Origin of the sequence: Aeromonas enteropelogenes (genome assembly GCF_020097295.1) — a bacterium.
Classification (GTDB): Bacteria; Pseudomonadota; Gammaproteobacteria; order Enterobacterales; family Aeromonadaceae; genus Aeromonas; species Aeromonas enteropelogenes.
Map to the genome: position 1 here is coordinate 1,324,045 of NZ_CP083625.1, position 19,614 is coordinate 1,343,658.

Below are 19,614 nucleotides of genomic sequence, written 5' to 3' on the forward strand. Positions count from 1 at the left end.
CGATGCGATTTACTGACATTTTCATCAAACGGCCTGTGCTGGCGATCTCGCTCAGCTTTCTGATCGCCCTGCTGGGCTTTCAGGCCATCTTCAAGATGCAGGTACGGGAATACCCCGAGGTGACCAATACGGTGATCACCGTCAGCACCAGCTACTATGGCGCCGGTGCCGACCTGATCCAGGGGTTCATTACCCAGCCGCTCGAACAGGCGGTCGCGCAAGCCGACAACATCGACTTCATGACCTCCTCCAGCCAGCTGGGCAGCTCCACCATCACCGCCTACATGAAGCTCAACACCGATCCTAACGCCGCGCTGTCCGACATCCTGGCCAAGGTCAACTCGGTGCGCTCCCAGTTGCCGAAAGAGGCGGAAGACCCCTCGGTCACCTCCTCCACCGGCTCCACCACGGCAGTGCTCTACCTCGGCTTCACCAGCCCGGAGCTCAACTCCAGCCAGATCACCGACTATCTGGAGCGGGTCATCAAGCCGCAGCTGTTTACCGTGGGGGGCGTCTCCAAGGTCGATCTATATGGCGGCGTCGAGTTTGCCCTGCGGGTGTGGCTGGATCCGGCCAAGATGGCGGCCTTCAACCTGACCGCCAGCGACGTGATGACGGTGCTCAACAGCAACAACTATCAGTCCGCCACCGGCCAGGCCACCGGCTATTTCACCCTGTTCAACGGCAATGCCGAAACCCAGGTGAGCGACACGGACGAGCTCAAGCGGCTGGTGGTTGCGACTCGCGACAGCAAGGTGATCCGCCTCTCCGACATCGCCAAGGTGACCCTGGAGAAGAGCCACGACATCTACCGCGCCAGCGCCAACGGCCGCGAGGCCGTGGTCATGGCGGTCAACGCCGCCCCGACCGCCAACCCCATCAACATCGCCCACGATGTGCTGGAGCTGCTGCCGAGCCTGAAGCGCAACATGCCGAGCACCCTGCAGGCTGACGTGCTGTATGACTCCACCATCGCCATCAACGAATCCATCAGCGAGGTGATCAAGACCATCCTCGAGGCGGCCGCCATCGTACTAGTGGTGATCACCCTGTTCCTCGGTTCGTTCCGGGCAGTCATCATCCCCATCATCACCATCCCCCTGAGTCTCATCGGCGTGGTGATGGTGATGGACATGTTCGGTTTCTCCATCAACCTGATGACCCTGCTGGCCATGGTGCTGGCCATCGGCCTGGTGGTGGACGATGCCATCGTGGTGCTGGAAAACGTGGATCGCCACATCAAGGAGGGTGAGGAGCCGTTCCGTGCCGCCATCATAGGTACCCGCGAGATCGCCGTGCCCGTCATCGCCATGACGGTCACCCTGGCGGCCGTGTATGCGCCGATCGCCCTGATGGGGGGCATTACCGGCTCCCTGTTCAAGGAGTTTGCCCTGACCCTGGCTGGCGCCGTGTTCGTCTCGGGCATCATAGCCCTGACCCTGTCACCCATGATGTGTGCCAAGATGCTCAAGGCCAACGAGCAGCCGGGCAAGTTCGAGAGCAAGGTGCACCACCTGCTCGACCGCATGACCGACCGTTACGACAGCATGCTGCACGCCGTGATGCAAAAGCGTCTCGTGGTGGTGGTATTCGCCGTCATCGTGTTCGCCAGCCTGCCTCTGCTGTTCAAGTTCATCCCGAGCGAGCTGGCCCCATCGGAGGACAAGGGGGTCATGGCGGTGCTGGGCACGGCGCCTTCCAACGCCAACCTGGACTACATCGAAAACACCATGGCGGACGTGAACAAGATCCTGGACGACCAGCCGGAGATCGCCTTCTCCCAGGTCTTCTCCGGGGTGTTCAACTCCAATCAGGCGTTCGGTATCGCCTCCATGGTGCCCTGGAGCCAGCGTGAAGCGAGCCAGAAAGAGGTGCTGGACCGGGTCGCCGGCCTGGTGAAGGACATCCCCGGCATGGCCATCACCACCTTCCAGTTCCCGGAACTGCCGGGTGCCTCCAGCGGCCTGCCGATCCAGTTCGTCATCACCACGCCGAACAGCTTCGAGAGCCTGTTCCTGATCGCCGGCGAGATGCTGGCGGCGACCCAGGCCAACGGCCAGTTCGTCTATTCGGATCTCGATCTGAACTACGACTCCGCCACCATGAAGATCCGCATCGACAAGGACAAGGCCGGCGCCTACGGCATCACCATGCAGGACATCGGCATCACCATGGGCACCATGATGGCGGATGGCTACGTCAACCGGATCGACCTGGATGGCCGCTCCTATGAGGTGATCCCGCAGGTCGAGCGCAAATATCGTCTCAACCCCGAGTCCATCAAGGGGTATTACGTGCGCGCCGCCGATGGCAAGTCGATCCCGCTCGGCAGCCTCATCAGCATCGAGGTGGTCGGTGAGCCCCGCGCCCTGCCCCACTTCAATCAGCTGAACTCGGCCACCATTGGTGCCGTACCCGCTCCGGGCGTCGCCATGGGGGATGCAATCAACTGGTTCAAGGCCACCGCCGAAGAGAAGCTGCCCCAAGGTTACCGCTACGACTTTATGGGGGAAGCCCGCCAGTTCGTGACCGAGGGTAACGCGCTCTACGCCACCTTCGCCCTGGCCCTGGCCATCATCTTCCTGGTGCTGGCGATCCAGTTCGAATCGGTCCGCGACCCGCTGGTGATCATGGTGTCGGTGCCGCTCGCCATCAGCGGCGCCCTGATCGCCCTGGCATGGGGACTGGCCACCATGAACATCTACTCCCAGGTGGGCCTCATCACGCTCGTGGGTCTGATTACCAAGCACGGCATCCTGATCTGCGAAGTGGCGAAGGAGCAGCAACTGCTGCGCGGCGTGAACCGGATGGAGGCCGTCATGCAGGCCGCCAAAGTACGTCTGCGTCCTATCCTGATGACCACGGCCGCCATGATTGCGGGCCTGATCCCGCTGCTCTACGCCACCGGCGCAGGGGCAGCCCAGCGCTTCAGCATCGGCATCGTGATCGTGGCGGGGCTAGCCATCGGTACCCTGTTCACCCTGTTCGTGCTGCCGGTGATCTACACCTTCCTGGCTTCCACCCACAAGCCGCTGCCGGTATTCGACGAGACCATTCCGCCCAAGGCCAACGGCGGACACTGAGCGCGTCCATCACCAAGAGGTCTGCCGTGGACCCCAGCAACAAAACACCCCGCCAGAAGCGGGGTGTTTTTTTATCGAGGCTTGGGTAAGGCCACGCCGTAGTTCATGAGTGGCGGCAGTGCACAAACGGGGAAGGCCTCACATCATCGGCAGCCAGTAAACAGGGAGCAACAAAAAGGGGCCTTGGCGGCCCCCGATATCAGATGAACTCGTAGGCATCGCCGAAGATGCGCTCCGGCTCGGCGCCGAGGATCTTGAACTCCTCTCGCGCGGCCCCCGCCATCTCGAAGCGACCGGCCACATAGATGTCGTAGTCGTGCAGGCTGACAAAGTCATCCATGATGGCCTTGTGCACCAGCCCGGTCTTGCCGGTCCAGTCGCTTTCCGGCTCCTGCACCACGGGGATGTAGGTGAGCGGCGCATAGTCGCGCTCCCACTGCTGCATCTGCTCCTGCTCGTAGAGCCAGTGCGCCTGACGCACGCCCCAGTAGAAGAACACAGGACGCTTGCTGCCGGTCGCGATCAGGTATTCCAGAATGGATTTGGCATAGGAGAAACCGGTGCCGCCAGCCATCAGGATCAGCGGACGGGGAGATTCGTCGCGCAGGAAGGCCTTGCCAGCCGGCAGTTCAACCTCGATCTCGCCCTGCTCGCGCATGCGGGCCAGCACCTGGCCGGCGTAGGCGTTCTCGGGGGTGGCACCGATCTGCAGCTCCAGCACGCCGGAACGGGTCGGCGAGTTGGCGATGGAGAAGGGACGTTTGTCCGAATCGCTCATCACCACCAGCAGATACTGGCCCGGCTTGAAACTGACCTCTTGTAGCGGCGTCAGAGCCACGTGCCAGATGGTGTCGACATATTCGCGCAGTTCCTCTACGCGGCACTTGATACGTTGCATTCTTGTCCTTGTAACGGGCTCGCTCGGCCCGCTTTCGCTCATTGATTCACTGTGAACGGGTGACCAGCGACTTGGTCTTGCCCGTCGAGAATACCCAATTCAGGCGAAATGGCATCTCTCTTTTGCGGCGCGGTGGCCGGTCAGGCCACCGCTCACTCTTCTCAAAGGATATTCAGCTCATCCCAGATGGCATCGATCTTCTGCTTCACCGCCTCATCCTGGACGATGGGCTGACCCCATTCGCGGTTGGTCTCCCCCGGCCACTTGTTGGTGGCGTCGAGCCCCATCTTGGAGCCGAGCCCGGAGACCGGCGAGGCGAAGTCCAGGTAGTCGATCGGCGTGTGCTCGATCAGGGTGGTGTCGCGGGCCGGGTCCATCCGGGTGGTGATGGCCCAGATCACGTCTTTCCAGTCGCGGGCGTTGACGTCGTCGTCACACACCACCACGAACTTGGTGTACATGAACTGGCGCAGGAAGGACCAGACCCCCAGCATCACCCGCTTGGCGTGGCCCGGGTAACGCTTCTTGATAGTCACCACCGCCATCCGGTAGGAACAGCCCTCCGGCGGCAGGTAGAAGTCGACGATCTCGGGGAACTGCTTCTGCAGCAGCGGCACAAACACCTCGTTGAGTGCCAACCCCAGCACCGCCGGCTCATCGGGCGGACGGCCGGTGTAGGTGCTGTGATAGATGGCATCACGGCGTTTGGTGATGTGGGTGATGGTAAACACGGGGAACTCGTCCACCTCGTTGTAGTAACCGGTGTGATCCCCGTACGGCCCTTCCGGTGCCATCTCGCCCGGCTCCAGATAACCCTCCAGCACGATCTCGGCACTGGCGGGCACCTCCAGATCGCAGCTGATGGCCTTAACCACCTCGGTACGGCTGCCCCGCAGCAACCCCGCGAAGGCATATTCGGAGAGGGTATCCGGCACCGGCGTCACGGCGCCGAGTATGGTCGCCGGATCGGCACCGAGCGCCACCACCACGGGGAAACGCTCGCCCGGGTGGGCCTCCTGCCACTCGCGAAAATCGATGGCACCGCCGCGATGATCGAGCCAGCGCATGATCAGCTTGTTCTTGCCGATCTTCTGCTGGCGGTAAATGCCGAGGTTCTGGCGCTTCTTGTAGGGGCCGCGAGTGATGGTCAGACCCCAGGTCACCAGGGGTGCCACGTCCCCCGGCCAGCAGTGCTGGATCGGGATCTGGTCCAGGTCGACCGCATCCCCCTCCAGCACCACCTGCTGGCAGGGGGCGGACGAGAGACGCTTGGTCGGCATGTTGAGCACCTGCTTGAAGATCGGCAGCTTCTCCATCAGCTCCTTGAGGCCGCGGGGCGGCTCGGGCTCCTTCAGGTAGGAGAGCCACACCCCGACCTGACGCAGGGCGCTCACATCCGGTTGTCCCATGCCCATGGCGACCCGATCCGGCGTACCGAACAGGTTGGTCAGCACCGGCATGGTGTGACCTTTGGGGTTTTCGAACAGCAGGGCCGGGCCCCCCGCACGCAGGGTGCGATCGCTGATTTCGGTCATCTCCAGATAGGGATCTATCTCGCGCGTGATGCGCCTGAGTTGTCCGTTTTGTTCCAGCTGCGCGATAAAATCACGCAAGTCCTTGTATTTCATGCGGGTTCCCAACCGGATTCAGGGTGTGCTGCATTATAACCCTGGTGTCACACCGGGTGTACCCGAATCGGGCAACAGGCTAGGTGCAATGGGGGGCATATCACGGCGCCCCAGGTGTTTCGCCAACGCCGAGAGCATCAGGGGCTCGTCCACCTCCAGCAACAGGGCAACCACCTGAGCGCCATACTGGCGATTGGTGAGTTCGGCCAGCAGATAGCTCCTCGCCTGCTCCGGCAAGGGGGAGAGGGTGCCCAGCTGGTGCAGGGCTGCGCCTTTCAGCTGAGGATTGGCGCTGGCCTCGATCAGCAGCCTGCTCGCCACCACGCCCTGATGGAAACGGTTGATGGTGGGCAGCGCCGCCAGGGCATCCTGATCCACCGGCTGGCGCCACAATCTGGCATAGAGCCCGGGCTCCCCGGTGCGCTGCAACAGCTGCAACAACAGACGGTTGTCGGGCAGGTAGATGTTCTGGGAGGCCAGCTGACGCGCCTCTCGCAGCCAGACTGGCAACGGCAGTTGCTCGAGGGCCTGCAGCAGCGCCTGTTGCTGCTGGGCCAATTCGGGGTTGGCCCGGTAATAGATGGATTTGAACTGGAAGCGGCCGAGGGCCAGTTGCTGGCGATACTCTTCCTGCCAGGCCTGCTGCTGCCAGCGCGACAACAACAGGCGCGCCTGGGCGGCAAAATCATAGGCAGGCTGCTGTACCAGAAAACCGTTCGTCTCCTTTTCGACCAACCAGCCGGGCACTCTGGCCGACTGGGCTCGCACCCAGACCAACTGGTCCGCACTGGCGGGAGCCGGTTGTTGCTCGAGGGTCGCCAGCAGCTTGCTCAGCAGGTACTCCCGTTGACCGAGGGCCAACGAGTCCAGCAGCGCATCAATGGCCGCATACTGCTCCTGTTGCAAGCGATCCGTGAGATAGGTGAGATGCTCGGGTACCCCCTCATCGGCCACCAGCACAGGAGCCGTGGCAGCGGTCAGCTGGGGTGGCGCGCCGGCCAGGGCTGCGAGCAACAAGATGATGCGGATTGTCATGACGTCTCCATCCTTGTGACATCGAAAATTAGGAGGCCATCTCTGGCATATGGCCGGCATCCCTGCGCCCGGCCATGCATGCTCAACGCCTCAATGGTCTTTCATAGTACTCAGGCGAGCGGCCAATCCATAAACAAAAACCGCGACCTGGGCCGCGGTTTCGTCATTTCTTGACCGGATTACTTCTGCTGGCGCCGCATGGCGTCGAAGAACTCGTCGTTGGTCTTGGTCATCGCCAGCTTGTCGATGAGGAACTCGATGCCGTCAATCTCGCCCATCGGGTGAACGATCTTGCGCAGGATCCACATCTTCTGCAGCTCGTCGCCGGTGGTCAGCAGCTCTTCCTTGCGAGTACCGGAGCGGGTGATGTCGATGGCCGGGTAGACACGCTTCTCGGCGATCTTGCGCGAGAGGTGCAGTTCCATGTTGCCGGTACCCTTGAACTCTTCGTAGATGACTTCATCCATCTTGGAGCCGGTATCGATCAGCGCGGTGGCAATGATGGTCAGGCTGCCGCCCTCTTCAACATTGCGCGCGGCACCGAAGAAGCGCTTCGGACGGTGCAGGGCATTGGCATCCACACCACCGGTCAGTACCTTGCCGGATGACGGGATGACGGTGTTGTAGGCACGGGCCAGACGGGTGATGGAGTCCAGCAGGATCACCACGTCCTTCTTGTGCTCGACCAGACGCTTGGCCTTCTCGATCACCATCTCGGCGACCTGGACGTGACGGGACGCCGGCTCGTCGAAGGTGGAGGCGATCACTTCACCCTTCACCATCCGCTGCATCTCGGTCACTTCTTCCGGACGCTCGTCGATCAGCAGGACGATCAGTTCACAATCCGGGTGGTTGTAGGCGATGCTCTGTGCGATGTTCTGCAGCAGCATGGTCTTACCGGCCTTGGGCGGAGCGACGATGAGACCGCGCTGACCCTTACCGATGGGGGACGCCAGATCCAGCACGCGGGCGGTGATGTCTTCAGTCGAACCGTTGCCACGCTCCATGCGCAGACGCTCGTTGGCGTGCAGCGGAGTGAGGTTTTCAAACAGGATCTTGTTGCGAGAGTTTTCCGGACGGTCGTAGTTGACCTCGTTGACCTTGAGCAGTGCGAAGTAGCGTTCGCCCTCTTTCGGTGGCCGGATCTTGCCGGAGATGGTGTCGCCGGTGCGCAGGTTGAAGCGGCGGATCTGGCTCGGGGAGACATAGATGTCATCAGGACCCGCCAAGTAGGAGCCGTCTGCACTGCGCAGGAAGCCAAAACCATCGGTCAGGATTTCCAGCACACCGTCGCCAAAGATATCTTCACCACCCTTGGCGTGCGCCTTGAGGATGGCAAAAATAATGTCTTTCTTGTGCGCCCGAGCCAGATTTTCCAACCCCATGGATTCGCCGAGCTTGACCAGCTCAGACACAGGAGTGTTCTTTAATTCAGTCAGATTCATAGTGGTGAAAGTCTGTAAGCAAGGATTGAAATGAGGAGACAGTCTGCTGGATTGATGCTGATCGGATTTGATTTGCCGGGCTGATGTGTGAGCAAAGAGTCAGGCAAAAAGGTTAGCAAACGAGCGATAAATTAGCACCAATCGGGGTGAGCGTCTAGGTGATAAAACACAAGGAGCGCATTATTGCAATGCGCTCCTCTTGGATTATTACAGGTTGCCGTCCAGGAACTCTTTCAATTGAGTTTTGGACAGTGCACCGACCTTGGTCGCTGCCACTTCGCCATTCTTGAACAGCAAGAGGGTCGGAATACCACGAATGCCGTACTTGGGCGGAGTATCAGAATTATGGTCGATGTTCAGTTTGGCAACGGTCACGCGACCGGCGTACTCTTGGGCAACTTCTTCCAGGATCGGGGCAATCATTTTGCACGGACCACACCATTCGGCCCAGAAGTCTACCAGAACGGCACCATCGGCTTTGATTACATCTGCCTCGAAGCTGGCATCGCTCAGCTGAACAATCTTGTCACTCATCTCCAACTCCAGTCAGTAAATAAGACTTTATTGACATGTCAATAAAGGCAATAGTTGCCCTATTTGAAATGATCCTGTTTATTATTGCAAGCCTAACCTGATAACCTACCGCCATGAGCAAAACACACTTAACGACCGACAAATTCGCCCAAATGGGCCTCGAACCCGAAGTTCTGGCTGGTCTGGAAGCAAAGGGATTTCATTATTGTACGCCTATCCAGGCACTGTCTCTGCCACTGCTGGTAGAAGGCCATGACCTCGCCGGTCAGGCCCAGACAGGTACCGGCAAGACCATTGCCTTCCTGGCGGCGACATTCAACTATCTATTGACTCATCCACTGACCAAGCCCCGCCTGGTAAACCAACCCAGAGCCATCATCATGGCCCCCACCCGGGAGCTGGCAGTACAGATTTACAACGATGCCGACAGCATGGCTGCGAGCACCGGCCTGAAACTCGGCCTCGCCTACGGTGGCGAAGGATACGACAAGCAGCTGGCCGTGCTGGAGCAGGGCGTCGACATCCTGATCGGCACCACTGGCCGCATCATCGACTACTTCAAGTCCAAGGTGATCGATCTGAGCAACATTCAGGTCGTGGTGCTGGACGAAGCGGATCGCATGTTCGATCTCGGCTTCATCAAGGACATCCGTTTCCTGTTCCGCCGCATGCCGCCCGCCACCGAGCGTCTGAGCATGCTGTTCTCCGCCACCCTCTCCCTGCGCGTGCAGGAGCTGGCCTACGAGCACATGAACCATCCGGAACACGTGCAGGTTGAGCCGGAACAGATGACTGGCGTGCGGATCAAGGAGGAGCTCTTCTACCCCTCCAACGAAGACAAGATGTTGCTGCTGCTCTCCCTGATGGAAGAAGAGTGGCCGGAGAAAGCCATCGTCTTCGCCAACACCAAGCATGTCTGTGAAGACGTCCACGCCTGGCTGGAAAACGACGGCCACCGTGTCGGCCTGCTGACCGGTGACGTGCCGCAGAAGAAGCGGATGAAGATCCTGGAAGAGTTCACCAAGGGCTCCCTCGACATTCTGGTCGCCACCGACGTGGCCGCCCGTGGTCTGCACATCCCCGACGTGACCCACGTCTTCAACTACGACCTGCCCGACGACTGCGAGGACTATGTCCACCGCATCGGTCGTACCGGCCGTGCCGGCAAGAGCGGTCACTCCATCAGCCTGGCCTGTGAAGATTATGCCTTCAACCTGCCGGCCATTGAGGAGTACATCCACCACCCGATCCCGGTCAGCAAGTATGATCGCGAGGCGCTGCTGGATGACGTGACTCCGCCGAAGCGGGTGTTCCGCAATCGTCAGCCGGTGAACCGCAACATGCGGGATCGCCAGGGTGGTGGCAACAGCAACAATCGCCGTCGTCCTCCCCGCAAGAGCTGAAGGATCGGCCCAGTTGCACAACTCGCCTCTCTATGCGGCCATCGACCTCGGCTCCAACAGCTTTCACATGCTGGTGGTGCGCGAGGTCGCTGGCGCTCTGCGCACCGTCACCAAGGTCAAACGCAAGGTACGCCTCGCCGCCGGACTCGATGCCGAATTTCGTCTCAGCCGTGCAGCCATGGAACGGGGCTGGGACTGTCTGCGCCTGTTCGCCGAACAGCTGCAGGACATTCCGGCCGACAACATCCGGGTAGTGGGTACCGCCACCCTGCGTCTGGCCACCAACGTCGATGAATTCCTTAGTGAAGCGGAACGGGTACTCAACCACAACATCGAGATCATCTCGGGTGAGGAAGAGGCCAAGACCATCTATGAGGGGGTCTCCTGGACCTCGGCGGGGGAAGGCAACCGGCTGGTGATCGACATCGGCGGCGCCAGCACCGAGCTGGTGATCGGCGAGCACAGCGAGGCGAAACTGCTCAACAGCCTGCACATGGGCTGCGTCACCTGGCTCAACAACCACTTCGGTGACGGCGAGCTCTCCGAAACCCGCTTCAACCAGGCCATCGCTGCCGCCAAAACGGTGCTGGAGAGAGTGGCTGACGAATATCGCACTCTCGGCTGGCGTACCTGCGTCGGCGCCTCCGGCACGGTCCAGGCGCTGCAGGAGATCATGATGGCTCAGGGCAAGAGCGAACGGGTCACCCTGCCGAAATTGCAGGAGCTGATGGCACAGGCCATCGCCTGCGGTCGGCTGGATCAGCTGCAGCTGGAAGGGTTGGCGGCCGAACGGCTGACCGTGTTCCCCTCCGGCCTCGCCATCCTGATCGCCATCTTCGAAACCCTCGACATCGAGAGCATGACACTGGCCGGCGGCGCCCTGCGCGAAGGCTTGATCTACGGCCTGCTCGGCAACAATCACGACTGTGACGCCCGGGATCGCACCGCAGACAGCCTGATCAATCGCTACCAGCTGGACAAGGAGCACGCCGAGCGGGTGCGCGATACCGCCATCGAGGCGTTCACCCAGCTGCAACCGGCCTGGCGCCTCTCCAAGCGCTATGGTCGTCCGATCCTGCGCTATGCGGCTCTGCTGCACGAGATCGGTCTGTGCATCGAGTACAAAAAGGCACCCCAGCACGCCGCCTACATTATCGACAACATCGACATGCCGGGCTTTACCCCGGCGCAGAAGAAGCTGTTGTCAGCCCTGCTGTTCAACCAGCGGGATGAGTTCAAGCTGGAACCGCTGGAGAAGCAGGGCGCCGTGACGGCTCGCCAAGCAATCCGGCTGGCCCGCATCCTGCGCATCGCCCTGATCCTCTGCATGCGCCGCACCCAGGGTACTGTGCCCCACTTCACCCTTGAAGCCGAAGAGGATGCCCTGACCCTGACCCTGCCCAAGGGTTGGCTGGAAGAGCATTATCTGCGCGCCAGCGAGCTGCGCCTCGAGGTAGAGCGCCAGCAGAAGATGGGCTGGCCCACCCGCCTGCAGGAAGCCTGAGCCCCTCTCCCATCAAGGAGCAGACCATGACCGACTACCACCCCATCAGTTGCGACCTCTACGACTGGCTCGAGATCGCCGCCAGCTGGCAATTGCCGGTGACGCTGACCTGCCGGGACGGGCGTCAGTGGGCAGACAGGATCCGTACCATAGAGGCCAGGGACGGCGTCGAGTACCTGTTGCTGGAGAGTGGGGAGCGACTCTGTCTGGCCGAGCTGGCCACCCTCGACCTGCTATGGCAGGGTGAGCAGAAACGGATCCGCTTCGCTCCCGAATCTTGATAGCCCCCAAACCTTGAGCGCCGGATAGCGGCCAATAAAAAGGAGGGCCAACCAGGTTGGCCCTCCTTTTTATTTGATTCACCCAGACAGTTGATCAAGCCGTCGCCATGGCTGCCAGCACATAGACATCGAAGCGGTTGCTCTTGGTCTCGATGGCCATGCTGGGCTTGTGTTCGTTGAGCCAGCCCGCGTAATCGGGGCGCTTCACCACCACCCGCTTGTCAGCCATCTTGAGCGCCGCCGGCAACAGGGCATCGGCGTCGAGATCCGGCCCCACCAGCGACTGGAACACCCGCATCTCCTTTTTCACCAGCGCCGACTTCTGCTTGTGGGGGAACATGGGGTCGAGGTAGATCACCTCGGGCCGCTCCGTCAGCGCCAGCAGGGTATCCACGGCAGGCCCCTGCAACAACTGCATCCGCTCGCTCACCCAGGGGCCTATCTCGGGATCCTGCGTCGCCCGCGTCAAACCATCCTGCAGCAGGGCCGCGACGACCGGGCTGCGCTCTATCATGGTTACCCGGCAGCCGAGGGAGGCGAGCACAAAGGCATCACGTCCCAGCCCGGCGGTGGCATCCACCACGGTCGGGGTCGCCCCTGCCTTGAGCCCCACCGCTTTGGCGATGGACTGGCCGCGGCCGCCACCGAACTTGCGGCGATGGGCGACCGCCCCTTCGACGAAATCCACGTAGACGGCGCCCAGCTTGGGTTCATCCAGCTTGCGCAGCTCCAGCCGCTGTTCGGTCAGCACCAGCGCAAAGGGGGCTGGAAACTCCACGTCGACGAGGCGCTGGCGCAGGGCATCGAGCTCGCCGTCGCGGGCGGGCACTTCACTGAAAACCTGGATATGGGGCATTGGGAACAGACTCATGACACGCACGGAAGCGGCCATGATAGCAGAAGCACCGGATCACCTCACGATGGAGAGGTTCATTCCCTGGCGGTTGAGATCGAGATAATCGGTCAGGTCATCGAACGTCAGCGGGCGGCTGAGCAGATAGCCCTGGGTGAAGGCACACCCCTTCTGGCAGAGGAAGTTGAGCTGCTCGCGGGTCTCCACTCCCTCGATCACCACCTGCATACCGAGGTTGTGCACTATGTTGATGATGCCGTCGAGCAGCATGCGATCCTGCTCGTTGAACGGGATGTGACGCACGAAGGAGCGATCTATCTTGACCAGATCCACCGGGAAGGTGCGCAGATAGTTGAGCGCCGAATAGCCGGTTCCGAAATCATCGATGGCCAGCTTGCACCCCGCCTCGCGCAGCGCCTCGATCCGGATCCTGTGCTGGTCGCTGCTCTCCATCAGCAGGGATTCGGTGATTTCGATGACGATGTCGGCAGGATTGAGCCCGAAGTGATGGATCACCTTGAGCCATTCGCTCGCCTCCGGATCTATGGTCTGGAACTCCATGGTGGAACGATTGATCGACATCTGCAGCTCCGGAAAACCGGATTGCTGCAGGCGCGCCAGATCCCGGCACGACTGCCACAGCACCAGGGCCCCCAGGCTCTGGATCAGGCCAGCCTCTTCCGCCAGCGGGATGAATTCGGCGGGAGAGACCTGTCCCCAGTGGGGGTGATACCAGCGCACCAGAGCCTCCAGCTTGGCCACCCGTCCGCTGCGGTTGTCCCAGATGGGCTGGTAGGCCATAGTCAGCTGCTCCTGCTTGATGGCCTCCGCCAGATCCTGTTGCATCTGGTGGCGCTGGCGCACCTCTTCGCGCATTGAAGCGCAGTAAGTGCCGATCAGCCGACCCTGCCGCTTGGCGGCAAACAGGGCCTGCTCCGCATTGCGCAGCAGCTCGTCGCTCTCGCCGCCATCGCTGGGGCAGAGGGTCATGCCGATGGTGGCCGTCACATAGAGGTGCTGGTTGGCCAGCATGAAGGGGCGGGCAAAGCTGCCGATCACCTGCTTGGCAAATACCTCGGCCTGGCGGCGGGTGACGATGCCGGGCACCAGAAAGGCAAACTCGTCGCCACCGATGCGCGCCACCAGATCCTCGGTGCGCACCCGGCTCACCAGGCGATCCGACACCTCACGCAGCAGGGCGTCACCGGCATGGTGATCCATGCTGTTGTTGACCGCCTTGAAGTTGTTGAGATCCAGCACCATCAGGGCGAAACGCTCACCCCGCTCGCAGAAGCGAGCGAGACAGCGGCCAAACAGCCAGCGGTTGGGCAGGCTGGTAAGGTTGTCGTAGTTGGCTTGGGTCGCGATCTTCTGCTCGGCCAGCTTGGTCTGGGAAAGATCGCTGAAAATAGCGATATATTGCTGGATTTTGCCCTCTTCCCTCAGGGTGCTGATCATCAGCTGCTGGGGATAGAGCTTGCCGTTTTTGCGCTTGTTCCACACCTCGCCACGCCAGACGCCGGCCCGCTCCAGCGCGTGGTACATATCGGCATAGAAGGCCTGATCGTGCAGTCCGGACTTGAGCATGCTGGGGCGCTGACCACACACCTCCTCGCTGCTGTAGCCGGTGATCTGCTCGAACGCCGGGTTGACCGAGATGATGCGGCTGTCGGCATCGCACACCAGGATCGCCTCGGAGAGGTTGTCATAGACCCGGTGGGAGAGCTTGAGCTGCTCGGCATGGCGGCGCAGGGGATCGATATTCTCCAGCAGCACCATCAGGTAGTCCGGCTGCTGCTCTGCATCGCGGATCAGGGTAACGGTCACCCGTCCCCACAGGATCTCCCCCCCCTTGCAGCGATAGCGCTTCTCCTGGGTGAAGCTGTTGCGCTCGCCACGGTAGATCTGCTCGTAATGCTCGGTGCTGCGCAGCCAGTCCTCCGGGTGATTGATGTCGGAGATGGAGTACTGGAGCAGCTCATCAAGGGGGTACCCCAGCATCTGTTCGATGGCCGGGTTGACCCAGAGAATGCGGCCGCCGAGATCCAGCTTGCCGATCCCTACCGGCGCCTGGCTCAGCATGTTCTGCAGCTCGTGGTGCGTCTCGGGAAACAGGGTTGGAGACGCCTTTTGTGGCAACATCAGTGCCAACTCACGGCCCGCCAGCGGCGCCAGCAGCCTGAGCAGCCCCATCACCTTGGCCATATTGTCCTGGGGGTGACGATAGAGGAGGCTGCAGAGGCCTATGGTCTGTCCCTCGGCATTTTTGAGCGCAATGCCGGCATAAGCCTGTGCCTGCCACTCCTGTGCCAGCGGGGTATGGGGAAACAGTTGCAACAAACGGTCGCTGAACCAAGCCTCACCCTCCTGCCAGGTGATGGCTTCCGGGGTGGCGGTCAGCGGCAAATCCAGATAGGCGGGATCGAGCGAAGCCGGGTAGGCGGCATGTCCCCTAAGTTGGCCAGAGGAGGCCTCCCAACTGGCGATCAGGACGACATCGGCCATCAGGGCCGAGGCGATTTCACTCACGAAGGTATCAAAATATTCCCGACCACTCGAATGAGCCAGACTGGAGATGATTTGATAGACAGAATCGAGTGCTCGCCTCATGGCAAGTGGCATTGCCCCCTTGAAAGTTTAGAGACGACTCTACTTTAAGAGGCGCCGAAAGTGCAAATATGCAGTCAGCAAGATATTAAAAAGCATTGAGAAAAGGGACCATCAGGTCCCTTTTTATCTCAAAAATCACGCGGCGATCTCACTATGCCGCAAATTAGCCGCAAAAGTGTATCTGCTTGAAGCTCGCACCTACGGGTGTCACGCGGCAATCCCGCTATGGCGCAGCAGGGCATCCACTCTGGGCTCGCGGCCACGGAAGGCCTTGAACAGCTCCATGGGCTCTTTTGAACCGCCTTTCTCCAGAATGTGTCTGAGGAAGGACTGGCCGGTGACCGGGTTGAAAATCCCCTCCTCCTCGAAACGGGAGAAGGCATCGGCGGAGAGCACCTCGGCCCACTTGTAGCTGTAGTAACCCGCCGCATAACCGCCCGCGAAGATGTGGGAGAAGCTGTGCTGGAAGCGGTTGAACGCCGGCGGCGTCATCACGGCAACCTGGCTGCGTACTTCGTCCAGCAGGGCCGGGATCTGATCCGGTTTGGCCGGATCAAACTCCTGATGCAGACGGAAGTCGAACAGGGCGAATTCCAGCTGGCGCAGCATCTGCATGGCCGCCTGGAAGTTGCGGGCCGCCATCATCTTCTCCAGCAGATCGGCAGGCAGTGGCTCGCCGGTCTCGTAGTGGCCGGATATAAAGGCCAGCGCCTCGGACTCCCAGCACCAGTTCTCGAGGAACTGGCTCGGCAGCTCCACCGCATCCCAGGCCACGCCGTTGATGCCGGCCACTCCGGCCACATCGACCTGGGTCAGCATGTGGTGAATACCGTGACCGAACTCGTGGAACAGGGTGACCACTTCGTTGTGGGTGAACAGGGCCGGTTTGCCATCCACCGGGCCGTTGAAGTTGCAGGTCAGGTAAGCCACCGGTTTTTGCAGCGAACCATCGCGACGGTAGCGGCGGCCCAGGCAGACATCCATCCAGGCACCGCCCTGCTTGTGCTCGCGGGCATAGAGGTCGAGGTAGAAGCTGCCACGCAGCTCGTCATCGGCGTCGAAGATGTCATAGAAGCGCACATCCGGATGCCAGGTATCGATACCGAGGCGCTCGCGCACCTTCATGCCGAATACCCGTTTCACCACCTCAAACAACCCCTTCACCACCTTGCTGGCCGGGAAGTAGGGGCGCAGTTGCTCATCGGAGATGGAGAACTTGTGCTGCTTGAGCTTCTCGGCGTAGTAGGCGAGATCCCAGGCGGCCAGTTCGCTCTGACCATGCTGCTCGGCGGCGAAGGCACGGATCTCCTCCAGCTCCGCCTTGCCCTGCGGCAGGGAGCACCGGGCCAGATCAGTGAGGAAGTTCACCACCTGCTCCGTCTTGTCCGCCATCTTGGTCGCCAGGGAGAGCTCTGCGTAGTTGGCAAATCCCAGCAGCTGGGCCAGCTCGCGGCGCAGGGCGAGCAGCTCGGTCATGATGGCGGAGTTGTCCCACTTGCCGGCATTCGGACCCTGATCCGAGGCGCGGGTGGTGAAGGCCTCGTACATCTCTGCGCGCAGTTCGCGGTTGTCGGCATACATCATCACCGGCAGGTAGGAGGGGATATCCAGGGTAAACAACCAGCCCTGCTTGCCTTTCAGCTCGGCCATCTGGCGAGCGGCCGCCAGCACGCTCTCCGGCAGGCCTGCCAGCTCGGCCTCGTCAGCCACCAGCTTGTGCCAGCCCTGGGTCGCATCCAGCACGTTGTTGCTGAAGCGGGAGGCCAGCTCGGAGAGGCGGGCCTGGATTTCGCCGTAGCGCTGCTGCGCCTCGGCGGGCAGTCCGATACCGGAGAGGCGGAAGTCGCGCAGGGTGTTCTGGATCTCCTTGCGCTGGGCATCGTCCAGGCGCGGGAAGTCGTCGCTCTCGGCCAGCTCGCGATAGGCCTGATAGAGCCCTTCGTGCTGACCGACATAGGTCTGGAATTCGGAGAGCAGCGGCAGGCAGGCGTCGTGAGCCGCGCGCAGCGCTTCGCTGTTGAGTACCGAGTTGAGGTGGCTGACCGGCGACCAGATCCGCGCCAGACGGTCATTGACCTCTTCCAGCGGGGCGATCAGGCTGTCCCAGGTACGGGGCTCCTGTTTGGCCAGCACATCGGCGATCTTCTGTTTGCAGTCGGCAATCGCCTGCGTCACCGCAGGTTGCACCTGTTCGGGCTGGATCTGGCTGAAAGGGGGCAGCGAGTCCATTGTCAGCAAAGGGTTAGTCATCCGGCGATACCTCTAAATTCTCTACAGCCCCTGCCGTCCAGAAGCTTGCTTGGACTACCTAAGATGTAGGCAGAAACCCCATTAATCAAGCCTTTGCCGCCGAGAGCGGGGCCGGTTGCCCACTTTTGGCCAAAACATGTACACAAAACGACCAGATTGGCCGCCAGAGACGACAATGCCGGCTCCAGGGCCGGCATTGTCTGCACTGAAAGATATTGAGCCATCAGGCCCGGGCATCTTCCTGCAGCCACTGCGCCACCCGTTTGGCGAAGTAGGTGAGGATGCCGTCGGCCCCGGCGCGCTTGAAGCAGAGCAGGGATTCCAGGATGCACTCCTTCTCCTTGAGCCAGCCGTTCTGGATCGCCGCCATGTGCATGGCGTATTCACCGCTCACCTGATAGGCGAAGGTCGGCACGCCGAACTGATCCTTCACCTGGCGAACCACGTCCAGATAGGGCATGCCCGGCTTGACCATCACCATGTCCGCCCCTTCCTGCAGATCCAGCGCCACCTCGTGCAGGGCCTCGTTGCCGTTGGCCGGGTCCATCTGGTAGGTAGCCTTGTTGCTCTTGCCGAGGTTGCCGGCAGAGCCGACTGCATCGCGGAACGGGCCGTAGTAGTGGGAGGCGTACTTGGCGGAGTAGGCCATGATCTGGGTGTTGATGAAGCCGTTCTCTTCCAGCGCGGCGCGGATGGCACCGATACGGCCATCCATCATGTCGGACGGCGCCACCACATCGGCCCCCGCCTCGGCGTGGGAGAGCGCCTGCTTGATCAGGATCTCGGTGGTGATGTCGTTCAGCACATAGCCTTCGTCATCAATGATGCCGTCCTGGCCGTGGGTGGTGAAGGGGTCGAGCGCCACATCGGTGATGACCCCCAACTCCGGGAAGCGGGCCTTGAGGGCACGCACGGTGCGCTGTGCCAGGCCATCCGGGTTGTAGGCCTCTTCCGCCATCAGGCTCTTGCTCTCCAGCGGAGTCACCGGGAACAGGGCGATGGCTGGCACCCCGAGCTCCACCAGCTCGGCCGCTTCCTCCAGCAGCAGATCGATGGAGAGACGCTCCACCCCCGGCATGGAGGGCACGGCCTCACGGCGCTTCTCCCCCTCCAGCACGAACACGGGGTAGATGAGATCGTTGGTCGTCAGTACGTTCTCGCGCACCAGACGACGGCTGAAATCATGTTTGCGCACCCGGCGCAGGCGGCGGCCCGGAAAGGCGCCCGGAAGAGTTGTAGCCATGAATCACTCCAAAAGAGGAAGTTGGAAAAATGCGGCGGAGGTGGCCCGGGTATGGGCCAGCAAGGCCTCGGGCGCTTCACCACGGCAGGCCGCCACCACCTGGGCGATGTGCGGCAAAAAAGCGGGTTCATTGCGTTTCGGTCTGGGTTTCAAATCCCGCGGCACCAGATAGGGGGCGTCAGTCTCTATCATCAGGCGGCCAGCAGGAATGCGGGCCACCTGTTCACGCAGCAGCTGGCCGCGGCGCTCGTCGCAGAGCCAACCGGTCACCCCGATATGCAGCCCCAGCGCCAGGCACTCGTCCAGCTCCTCGTCGGAACCGGTGAAGCAGTGCAGCACGGCCCCGGGCAAGCGGGGCAGCCAGGGACGCAGGATCTCGATGAAACGGGTGTGGGCATCGCGGCAGTGCAGGAACACCGGCATCCCGAGCTCGGCGGCCAGCGCCAGCTGGGCGTCAAATACCGCATCCTGTACCGGACGGGGGGAGAAATCCCGGTTGTAGTCGAGGCCGCACTCGCCGATGGCGACCACCTGTGGCAGGGCCGCCAGCTCGCGCAGGGCGGGCAGTGTCAGTTCATCGACACTTTTGGCATCGTGGGGATGCACCCCGGCGGTAGAGAAGCAGTAACCGGGCCATTGGGCAGCCAGTTCGGCGCTTTCCCGGCTACCGGCCAGATCAGTGCCGGTCAGGATCAGCGCTTCCACGCCGGCGGCGCGGGCACGGGCCACCAGTTCTGGCTGTTCACCGGCAAACTGGCTGCTGGTGAGGTTGAGACCAATATCGATCATGATGCGAGACATTCCGGGTAAAGAGGCGGCATATCAGGTATTTGAAAACCATCTACTC

Annotated in this window: 14 protein-coding genes; 4 read left to right on the forward strand and 10 right to left on the reverse strand. The window is 61.5% G+C overall.

Annotation, left to right across the window (positions count from 1 at the left end):
* Positions 1-2: 2 nt before the first annotated feature.
* Positions 3-3,083: a multidrug efflux RND transporter permease subunit gene (locus LA321_RS06260; protein WP_042026819.1), complete on the forward strand. Its 3,081-nt coding sequence runs from the start codon at positions 3-5 to the stop codon at positions 3,081-3,083.
* 199 nt (positions 3,084-3,282) lie between these two features.
* Here the strand turns inward: LA321_RS06260 and fre are convergent, their stop codons facing one another.
* The 5 genes from fre to trxA form a co-directional block, all read right to left on the reverse strand.
* Positions 3,283-3,981 carry an NAD(P)H-flavin reductase gene (fre, locus tag LA321_RS06265; protein WP_042071393.1) on the reverse strand — a complete coding sequence of 233 codons (699 nt, stop codon included), beginning with the start codon at positions 3,979-3,981 and terminating at the stop codon, positions 3,283-3,285.
* Between the two features lie 161 nt (positions 3,982-4,142).
* Positions 4,143-5,609: a 4-hydroxy-3-polyprenylbenzoate decarboxylase gene (ubiD, locus tag LA321_RS06270; RefSeq protein WP_026455763.1), complete on the reverse strand. Its 1,467-nt coding sequence runs from the start codon at positions 5,607-5,609 to the stop codon at positions 4,143-4,145.
* A 33-nt stretch (positions 5,610-5,642) separates the two neighbouring features.
* Entirely contained in the window at positions 5,643-6,644 is a 1,002-nt protein-coding gene (locus LA321_RS06275) for a hypothetical protein (RefSeq protein ID WP_042071391.1), read from the reverse strand.
* A gap of 179 nt (positions 6,645-6,823) precedes the next feature.
* Positions 6,824-8,089 (reverse strand): transcription termination factor Rho, encoded by a 1,266-nt coding sequence (gene rho, locus LA321_RS06280; protein ID WP_005342418.1) that lies wholly within the window; start codon positions 8,087-8,089, stop codon positions 6,824-6,826.
* 207 nt (positions 8,090-8,296) lie between these two features.
* Complete coding sequence (trxA, locus tag LA321_RS06285) at positions 8,297-8,623, reverse strand: thioredoxin TrxA (RefSeq protein WP_026455765.1); 327 nt, start codon at positions 8,621-8,623, stop codon at positions 8,297-8,299.
* 113 nt (positions 8,624-8,736) lie between these two features.
* Between trxA and rhlB the strand changes: the two genes are divergently transcribed.
* From rhlB to LA321_RS06300, 3 genes are read left to right on the forward strand one after another with little or no spacing between them, the layout of a single operon-like run.
* Entirely contained in the window at positions 8,737-10,026 is a 1,290-nt protein-coding gene (gene rhlB, locus LA321_RS06290) for an ATP-dependent RNA helicase RhlB (protein ID WP_042026823.1), read from the forward strand.
* Positions 10,027-10,039: 13 nt separating this feature from the next.
* Positions 10,040-11,530, forward strand: a complete 1,491-nt coding sequence (gene gppA / locus LA321_RS06295; protein ID WP_042071389.1) for a guanosine-5'-triphosphate,3'-diphosphate diphosphatase — start codon at positions 10,040-10,042, stop codon at positions 11,528-11,530.
* A 26-nt stretch (positions 11,531-11,556) separates the two neighbouring features.
* Complete coding sequence (locus LA321_RS06300; protein ID WP_042071387.1) at positions 11,557-11,811, forward strand: Rho-binding antiterminator; 255 nt, start codon at positions 11,557-11,559, stop codon at positions 11,809-11,811.
* A gap of 94 nt (positions 11,812-11,905) precedes the next feature.
* Here the strand turns inward: LA321_RS06300 and LA321_RS06305 are convergent, their stop codons facing one another.
* The 5 genes from LA321_RS06305 to LA321_RS06325 all read right to left on the reverse strand — a co-directional run bounded on the left by LA321_RS06305 (position 11,906) and on the right by LA321_RS06325 (position 19,556).
* The gene (locus LA321_RS06305; protein ID WP_407929452.1) at positions 11,906-12,667 is read right to left on the reverse strand and encodes a class I SAM-dependent methyltransferase; all 762 of its coding nucleotides are present in this window, start codon (positions 12,665-12,667) and stop codon (positions 11,906-11,908) included.
* 54 nt (positions 12,668-12,721) lie between these two features.
* On the reverse strand, positions 12,722-15,274 hold the full coding sequence (locus LA321_RS06310) for a putative bifunctional diguanylate cyclase/phosphodiesterase (RefSeq protein ID WP_042071384.1): 2,553 nt from the start codon (positions 15,272-15,274) through the stop codon (positions 12,722-12,724).
* A gap of 207 nt (positions 15,275-15,481) precedes the next feature.
* Positions 15,482-17,524: an oligopeptidase A gene (gene prlC / locus LA321_RS06315; RefSeq protein WP_042071381.1), complete on the reverse strand. Its 2,043-nt coding sequence runs from the start codon at positions 17,522-17,524 to the stop codon at positions 15,482-15,484.
* A gap of 223 nt (positions 17,525-17,747) precedes the next feature.
* Positions 17,748-18,767: a porphobilinogen synthase gene (gene hemB, locus LA321_RS06320; RefSeq protein WP_042071379.1), complete on the reverse strand. Its 1,020-nt coding sequence runs from the start codon at positions 18,765-18,767 to the stop codon at positions 17,748-17,750.
* A 3-nt stretch (positions 18,768-18,770) separates the two neighbouring features.
* A complete protein-coding gene (locus LA321_RS06325) occupies positions 18,771-19,556 on the reverse strand; it encodes a TatD family hydrolase (protein ID WP_042026851.1) in 786 nt (261 codons plus the stop codon).
* Between the last annotated feature and the right edge of the window lie 58 nt (positions 19,557-19,614).

Excerpts from the sequence above, each read along its gene's own strand:
- LA321_RS06305 (WP_407929452.1), bottom strand. The coding sequence starts at position 12,667 with ATGCCCCATATCCAGGTTTTCAGTGAAGTGCCCGCCCGCGACGGCGAG.
- hemB (WP_042071379.1), bottom strand. The coding sequence starts at position 18,767 with ATGGCTACAACTCTTCCGGGCGCCTTTCCGGGCCGCCGCCTGCGCCGG.
- LA321_RS06325 (WP_042026851.1), bottom strand. The coding sequence starts at position 19,556 with ATGATCGATATTGGTCTCAACCTCACCAGCAGCCAGTTTGCCGGTGAA.
- rhlB (WP_042026823.1), top strand. The coding sequence starts at position 8,737 with ATGAGCAAAACACACTTAACGACCGACAAATTCGCCCAAATGGGCCTC.
- LA321_RS06310 (WP_042071384.1), bottom strand. The coding sequence starts at position 15,274 with ATGAGGCGAGCACTCGATTCTGTCTATCAAATCATCTCCAGTCTGGCT.
- LA321_RS06260 (WP_042026819.1), top strand. The coding sequence starts at position 3 with ATGCGATTTACTGACATTTTCATCAAACGGCCTGTGCTGGCGATCTCG.
- rho (WP_005342418.1), bottom strand. The coding sequence starts at position 8,089 with ATGAATCTGACTGAATTAAAGAACACTCCTGTGTCTGAGCTGGTCAAG.
- prlC (WP_042071381.1), bottom strand. The coding sequence starts at position 17,524 with ATGACTAACCCTTTGCTGACAATGGACTCGCTGCCCCCTTTCAGCCAG.
- LA321_RS06275 (WP_042071391.1), bottom strand. The coding sequence starts at position 6,644 with ATGACAATCCGCATCATCTTGTTGCTCGCAGCCCTGGCCGGCGCGCCA.
- ubiD (WP_026455763.1), bottom strand. The coding sequence starts at position 5,609 with ATGAAATACAAGGACTTGCGTGATTTTATCGCGCAGCTGGAACAAAAC.
- fre (WP_042071393.1), bottom strand. The coding sequence starts at position 3,981 with ATGCAACGTATCAAGTGCCGCGTAGAGGAACTGCGCGAATATGTCGAC.
- trxA (WP_026455765.1), bottom strand. The coding sequence starts at position 8,623 with ATGAGTGACAAGATTGTTCAGCTGAGCGATGCCAGCTTCGAGGCAGAT.
- LA321_RS06300 (WP_042071387.1), top strand. The coding sequence starts at position 11,557 with ATGACCGACTACCACCCCATCAGTTGCGACCTCTACGACTGGCTCGAG.